8 protein-coding genes and 1 other RNA gene are annotated in these 6969 nt (G+C 43.5%); 6 read left to right on the forward strand and 3 right to left on the reverse strand.

Annotated elements, in window-relative coordinates:
- Nucleotides 1-441, forward strand: a 441-nt coding sequence (locus CAG60_RS07510; protein WP_161438646.1) for an Lrp/AsnC family transcriptional regulator, incomplete at its 5' end; no start/stop codon positions are given.
- Between the two features lie 10 nt (nucleotides 442-451).
- Here the strand turns inward: CAG60_RS07510 and tesB are convergent.
- Both tesB and CAG60_RS07520 read right to left on the reverse strand, forming a co-directional pair.
- Nucleotides 452-1309, reverse strand: a complete 858-nt coding sequence (gene tesB / locus CAG60_RS07515; RefSeq protein WP_161425763.1) for an acyl-CoA thioesterase II — start codon at nucleotides 1307-1309, stop codon at nucleotides 452-454.
- Nucleotides 1310-1503: 194 nt separating this feature from the next.
- A complete protein-coding gene (locus CAG60_RS07520; protein WP_158138210.1) occupies nucleotides 1504-1806 on the reverse strand; it encodes an MGMT family protein in 303 nt (100 codons plus the stop codon).
- A 52-nt stretch (nucleotides 1807-1858) separates the two neighbouring features.
- Here CAG60_RS07520 and CAG60_RS07525 point away from each other — a divergent pair, with 52 nt between their 5' ends.
- The 5 genes from CAG60_RS07525 (at nucleotide 1859) to CAG60_RS07545 (ending at nucleotide 6535) form a co-directional block, all read left to right on the forward strand.
- Nucleotides 1859-2602: a hypothetical protein gene (locus tag CAG60_RS07525; protein ID WP_161438647.1), complete on the forward strand. Its 744-nt coding sequence runs from the start codon at nucleotides 1859-1861 to the stop codon at nucleotides 2600-2602.
- Nucleotides 2603-2765: 163 nt separating this feature from the next.
- Nucleotides 2766-2862: signal recognition particle sRNA small type (gene ffs, locus CAG60_RS07530), an RNA gene on the forward strand.
- 118 nt (nucleotides 2863-2980) lie between these two features.
- On the forward strand, nucleotides 2981-3604 hold the full coding sequence (locus CAG60_RS16825; protein WP_161438648.1) for a TnsA endonuclease N-terminal domain-containing protein: 624 nt from the start codon (nucleotides 2981-2983) through the stop codon (nucleotides 3602-3604).
- Between the two features lie 2 nt (nucleotides 3605-3606).
- The gene (locus tag CAG60_RS07540) at nucleotides 3607-5472 is read left to right on the forward strand and encodes a Mu transposase C-terminal domain-containing protein (protein ID WP_161438649.1); all 1866 of its coding nucleotides are present in this window, start codon (nucleotides 3607-3609) and stop codon (nucleotides 5470-5472) included.
- Nucleotides 5438-6535 (forward strand): TniB family NTP-binding protein, encoded by a 1098-nt coding sequence (locus CAG60_RS07545; RefSeq protein WP_161438650.1) that lies wholly within the window; start codon nucleotides 5438-5440, stop codon nucleotides 6533-6535. The genes CAG60_RS07540 and CAG60_RS07545 overlap by 35 nt, the downstream gene beginning before the upstream one ends.
- Before the next feature lie 3 nt (nucleotides 6536-6538).
- On the opposite strand, the gene CAG60_RS07550 is transcribed toward CAG60_RS07545, so the two are convergent.
- On the reverse strand, nucleotides 6539-6841 hold the full coding sequence (locus CAG60_RS07550) for a helix-turn-helix domain-containing protein (protein ID WP_161438651.1): 303 nt from the start codon (nucleotides 6839-6841) through the stop codon (nucleotides 6539-6541).
- Between the last annotated feature and the right edge of the window lie 128 nt (nucleotides 6842-6969).

Here is a 6969-nt window from a genome sequence, read left to right on the forward strand (position 1 = left end):
GATAAACAGTTACTGGCGATGTTGCAAAAAGACAGCACGTTATCACTCAATGAGCTGGCCGATGCGGTCAATTTAACCAGCACGCCATGTTGGAAACGATTAAAAAAGCTCGAAGAGTCGGGGGTGATCAGCCAACGGGTGGCGCTGCTTAATCCTGAACGTTTAGGGCTGTCTTTTATCGCTTTTGTGATGGTCAAAACCAGTGATCACTCCCATGAGTGGTATCAACGGTTCGTGAATACCGTGGAGGATTTTCCGGAAGTGATGGAATTTTATCGCATGGCTGGTGAGTATGATTACATGATGAAAGTACTGGTCAAAGACATGAAAAATTTTGACCAGTTCTATAAAAAACTGGTCAATAGTGTCGATGGTTTAAATAATGTCACTTCCACCTTTGCGATGGAGTCTTTGAAATACACCACCGCCTTACCGCTTTAAAGGGAGCGTTTTATTTAAAACGCATTACCCCTTCTTGTACCGCTGTTGCCACTAAAGCCCCTTGCTGGTTGTAAATCTCGCCGCGCACTAAACCACGGGTATTGCTCGCGGTGGGGCTTTCAATTGCATAGAGCAACCATTCATCCATTTTAAACGGGCGATGGAACCAGATCGAATGATCGATCGTCGCTACTTGGAAATTCGGCGTCATCAGTGAGACCTGATGAGGATGCAGCGCGGTAACCAAAAATCCCCAGTCTGACGCATAACCGAGTAAGTATTGATGAATTAACTGATCATCAGGCACTTCACCATTCGCGCGAATCCATAAATATTGTTTAGGCTCTTCTTTTTGCGGTTTTAACGGATTAATCACCGTCACAGGGCGGATCTCAATCGGTTTCTCTCCACAAAACGCGTTACGAATTTTTTCTGGCAATAAATGGGCAATTTGCGCCGCTAGCTCAGATTCTGAAGCAAAGTTTTCTGGCCCTGGGATATTAGGCATCGCATTTTGATGCTCAAACCCCGGTGCTTCACCATGATAAGAGGCGGTGAGATAGAAAATAGGTCGGCCATTTTGAATTGCTTTTACTCGGCGGGTGCTAAAGCTACGACCGTCACGTAGGTTTTCTACATCATAAATAATTGGTTTTTCAGGATCGCCCGGATACAAAAAGTAGCTATGAAAGGAATGGACGGTGCGATCGGAATCTACCGTGTAACGGGCCGCCGAGAGCGCTTGCCCAATCACTTGACCGCCATAGACTTGGGGTAAACCAAGGTTCTCGCTTTCACCTCGGTACAAACCTTCTTCAAGCTTTTCAAGCTGTAGTAGGCGTAATAATTCGCTTAGTGGTTTACTCATGACCCTCACCTAATGATGGTTGTTTGTATACCCTTCCTACCTGCAACTCCAAGTGGTTTGGGCATAGACTAAAATTAGTTCACTTAAGTATTAGTCGCTATTTTGTGAAAGAGGTCAAATATTTGTCAAGAGGGAATGTGATTTATAAAACATGTTGAAACGATCCCTCGCCCCTTTGCTGATGAGAGAAACGTCTAAGGTCGCCATTGATACTGGCGTAATAAAATTTTTCCAGATGAATTGATCACAATCTGTTCGGCAAGCAGTAAAGCGTGTTGACGCGCTTTATCGACCCCGCTCAACGATGACTCACCTCGGCTATTAATCACTCTAAACCAAGGCAGTTTGCTGCCTTGCGGCAATCGGCTTAACACTTTTCCTACCTGACGAGCATAGCCGGGATAGCCCGCTAAATGCGCAACTTGTCCATAGGTCGCTACTCGACCAAAAGGAATTTGGTGCACCACGGCAAAGATTTGTTGAGAAAATTGGTCCATACTCATAAAGCCCTAGTTCAATGGTTACCACGGATAGGTATAAGGAGAGGGTATGATAGTGTCGGTTATGCAATTTATGATCACCATAATCTTAGCGATTGTCTGCGGTCAAGCCCTAGGTTTGAGTGAAGACAATTGGTCATTGATCGCTTTATTAGTGCCAGCACTGTGGGTGTTGCCTCGCAGTGGTAATGCGGGCTTGGTGTTGTTGGGCGGTTTACTGGTCTATGGTTTCACGCTGTCTTACCAGCCAGCCGCGTTATCTGTGAGTATGTGGGTTATCTTCCCATTACTGATGGTCGCTTTTTCTGCGCCACGCCATAAAGGAGTCATGGTGATTTGTGGTTTAATTTTGCTGACGCTGCAAGTCGGAATTATGACTACCCAATCAGCAGGTAAGCTTGATGGCACGCCGACAATGACGGTATTACAAATACTCTCGGTGAGCGCGATATGGTGGGCAGTTAATAGTTGGAAATACACGCCTTCATCGGCTCGCCACTGGTGGGCATTATTATTGTTGCTGCCTTTGTGGATTGCTGAGTTCACCTTCGCAGTTGTGATCTCATTGTGCGTGACTGGATTAATGGCCATCATCAATAAACTGGTGAAGCAAAGAGCAGAGCATTGGTCAACGTTATTGTGCTGGACGCTACCGTCGGTGGCGTTTATGGGCATCGTGCTGGCTCCTGCTATCGAAGTGCCCAAACCGGTCTTCGTAGTTTGGTTATGTCTACTCGCGACGGCGTGGATGACGGACTACCTACTGAAAAGCAGTGAAGAGCAGATAGAGTAGTACAAAACTCCGCCATCACTGCCTGAGAATAAAAAGATTGCTCAATTGCTGCCCAGTTAACTCGCCTTTATTGATTTTATGAGAGCGGAGGGTTGCAATAGAGGAGGGGATGCCGGATAATCGTCGCACTCTTTAGCCAAGGCGCTAAAGTGCTCTATGGAGGCCCTGGTCCTCCCGCAACACTAGTTCGTGAACTTGGTCAGGTCCGGAAGGAAGCAGCCACAGCGAATGACGTGTGTGCCGGGATGTGGCTGGGGCTTCCACCCATTGATGTTTGCAACATATGTTCGCATAAATTGCAGAATAGTTTGCAAATTTGCATTATAAGCTTTCATAGACTATTTTTTGTTGTATGTTTACAACAAAAGTGACTTGGCTATGTTTGATCAAACTAAGAAATCATCTCACGTACACAACATCTGTAAGTTCATGAGCTTGAAGAATGATGCTGTTATTCGTACTCTCTCTATTCTGGAGTTCGATTTCTGTTTTCACCTCGAATACAACCCAAACATCAAAAGTTTTATCTCTCAACCTTTTGGCTTTCATTACCAATTCAATAATCGTAAATGTCGATATACCCCAGATTTTTTAGTGACGGATCACAAGGGGCAATCAACATTCTTCGAGGTCAAACACTCTAGCCAGATTCTTAAACCTGATTTTAGGGAGCGCTTTGAAGAAAAGCAGAGAGTAGCGTTGAGTGAGTTTAACAGACGGCTAGTTTTAGTTACTGAGAAGCAAATCAGGATGGGGCCAACGCTAGATAACTTTAAGTTGTTACACCGCTACTCAGGATTACGCACAGTGACCGAATTTCAAAAGCGAGTTTTGGCATTTATTCAACGCAAGCAAATGGTGAAGTTGCAAGAGGTGTCTTTGTATTTTGGTCTATCAGAGCAAGACACACTTATCTCTACTCTACCTTGGATCTCTTCGGGGCACGTTAAAACAGACCTCAACACGATTGGCTTTGGTCTAGAAACTTGCGTTTGGTGCTAACTATGCCACCTGACTCTAATAATATATTTGGGTTCTTTGATGAGTTTGAAGCGTCAGAAGAAGAATCGCAATTGCTCCCAAAAGAGCTAATTCTAGAACCCATTGAAATATCATCGACCATAGATAGCTTGCCAGCAAAAATTCAGGAAGAGGTTCTTCGCCGCATAAAAGTGATTACTTTTGTGGAGAAGCGCTTGAAAGGTGGGTGGACTGAGAAAAACTTGAACCCCATCTTAAGTCTCGTTGAGTCAGAATTACAGCTTACTCCCCCTAGTTGGCGGACTGTAGCAACTTGGAAAAAATCCTACTCTGAAGCAGGTAGAGAACCATGGGCACTTATTCCGAAGCATACGTTTAAGGGCAACCGCCAGAAAGAAATCGATTCGCAATCCTTGATTGACGAGGCAATTCAGAACGTATACCTGACACGTGAACGACTTAGTGTTGCAGAAGCATACCGATATTATAAGAGTCGAGTAATTCAAATAAATCGAGAGATTGTTGAAGGAAAAATCAAGCCGATTAGCCAGCGTGCATTTTACAATCGAATAAATGAGTTACCCCCTTATGAAGTGGCGATTGCGAGATTTGGTAAACGATATGCAGATCGGGAGTATCGGTCGGTTGGTCAGCAAGTGGCTGCGACCAAACCAATGGAATATGTCGAAATTGACCATACCCCAGTTCCAGTGATTTTGATTGACGATGAGCTAGATATTCCTTTGGGCCGCCCCTATTTGACGATGCTTTATGACCGTTTCAGTAAGTGCATTGTTGGTTTCAGTATCAACTTTAGAGAGCCAAGCTTTGACTCTGTTAGAAAGGCTCTGTTGAATTCACTTTTGGAGAAAAGCTGGCTTAAAGCAAAGTATCCATCGATTGAGAATGAGTGGCCTTGCCACGGTAAGATTGATTGTTTAGTTGTCGATAACGCTACCGAGTTTTGGAGTCAAAGCTTGGAAGATTCGTTAAGGCCTTTGGTGTCAGACATTCAATACAGTCAAACAGCGAAGCCTTGGCAAAAGTCAGGGATCGAAAAGTTGTTCGATCAAATGAATAAAGGGTTAGTTAACGCGCTGCCTGGAAAAACCTTCACCAATCCTACTCAACTACAAGATTACAATCCAAAGAAGGATGCGGTGGTCAGGGTATCGGTATTTCTTGAATTACTTCATAAATGGATTGTCGACTATTACCACATGACGCCTGATTCTAGAGAGCGCGAAATCCCATACCACAAGTGGCACCAATCGAAATGGACGCCGTCTTACTATGATGGTGCTGAGAAGGAGCAACTCAGAGTAGAGTTAGGATTGCTTAGACACAGGACGATTGGAGTGGCCGGGATCAGGCTGCATAACTTACGCTATCAGTCCGCCGAGCTTATTGAATACCGGAAATATTGCACACCTAATAATGGCAAAAAGCTCTTTGTTAAGACAAAAACAGATCCTTCTGATATCAGCTACATTCATGTTTACCTAGAATCAGAAAAGAAGTACATAAAAGTTCCAGCAGTAGACAACAGCGGGTATACAAACGGACTTTCACTTTTTGAACACCAGCGCATACAAAAAGTACGCAGACTGAACACCAAGGATCTTGCTGATGATGAGGCTCTTGCGGATACATTTCTATATATGAAAAAACGTATCCAGGAAGAAACCGATAGATTCCGTCGTGTTAAAAGTAGCAAGCCCAATCTTCCTAAAACAGGTAACACTTCGAAATTAGCAAAGTTTAATGATGTCGGATCTGAGGGACCAAGCTCGATCAACGTGACTCCTGTTAGGCTCAAATCTGAGGTTGTTTCCGATGCCTCAGAGCACTTAGATGACGATGATTTTGAAGATATTGAAGGGTATTAATTTGAATTTAACACCAAAGCAGCTTGAGCAGCTAAAGTCCTTTGAAACCAGCTTTATCGAGTATCCCGCGATAACTGAAATCTACTCCATTTTCGATCAACTTCGTTTCAATCACTCTTTAGGTGGTGAACCAGAGTCTTTCTTGTTAACTGGTGAGGCCGGAAGTGGAAAGACGGCTCTGATCAACCACTATTTATCACGCTTTCAATCAGGTTCAACTTGGGAAAAGCAGCCAGTATTAAGCACTAGAGTACCAAGCCGTATCAATGAACAGAATACGCTGACCCAATTTTTGGTTGATTTAGATTGTAAATCAGGAGGAAGAGGGGTTCGGCGACGTAATGAAATTGCGCTTGGCGAAGCGGTTGTAAAGCAACTTAAACGTAAATCTGTTGAGCTGATTATTGTTAATGAAATTCAAGAGCTTGTTGAGTTTTCAACCGCAGAACAGAGACAAGTTATTGCCAACACATTCAAATATATAAGTGAAGAAGCAAGAGTCTCGTTTGTGCTAGTGGGTATGCCTTATGCTGATGTGATAGCGACAGAACCACAATGGAACTCGCGGCTAAGCTGGAGGAGAAAGATACATTATTTCAAGTTGTTGAAAGCGAATAGTCATTCGAGTAGAACGGCATCTTATGGGGTTGACTTAGAACAAAAAAAGCATTTCGCCAGATTTGTCGCCGGTTTGAGTTCAAGGATGGGCTTTGATGAGCCACCAGTACTTACAAAGAATGAACTGCTATATCCTTTGTTTGCAATGTGCCGAGGAGAATGTCGAGCGTTAAAACACTTCTTGAAAGACGCGTTGCTTATGAGCTTCAACGACAATGCGGATACGATCGACCGAGCAATATTGTCACGCACTTTTGTATTTAAGTTCCCCTACCTAGATAACCCGTTTGATCGTCCTTTAGAGCAGCTTAGTCTTCATCAAATTGACTCTGGTTCTGTTTACAACTTAAATGCGATCACCACTGAAGATAAAATAGTGGCTCCTCGTTTTACTGACGCCATTCCGTTGAGCATGCTATTGAGTAAAAATGGGCTTAAAACTTAGAGGCTACTTTTCACGGTTTAGGCTATCCAACAGCACCGCTTTCTCTTCATCACTCATTTTATCAATCACGCAAGCCAGTTCCGCGCTTAATTCGTTTCTACAGAAAAAGTAGTTTAGTGGTACGTCTAACTCTTCAGCCATTCGTTCGAGCGTGCCAAGATCGGGTACATGTCTACCTTTTTCATAATGGTTCATCCGTCCACTTGCAGAGCTTTGTTCCATACCAATTTTCACACCCAAGTCTTTTTGGGTGATTTTGGCTTTTTTACGCGCTGCTTTGAGCCTCGCTGGGATTGGGTTTTCCACTTAGACATTCTTTTTTTGTACCTATAGATAACTTAGATTGTCTAAGTTTTACTTATTTTTGTATACTTAGCAATCCTAAGTTTTTGTTGATTGTGCTAGTAATATGAAGAAAGTAATCAGAATTAATC

Source organism: Vibrio sp. V33_P6A3T137 (assembly GCF_009904835.1).
In the GTDB taxonomy this organism is placed as follows: Bacteria; Pseudomonadota; Gammaproteobacteria; order Enterobacterales; family Vibrionaceae; genus Vibrio; species Vibrio metschnikovii.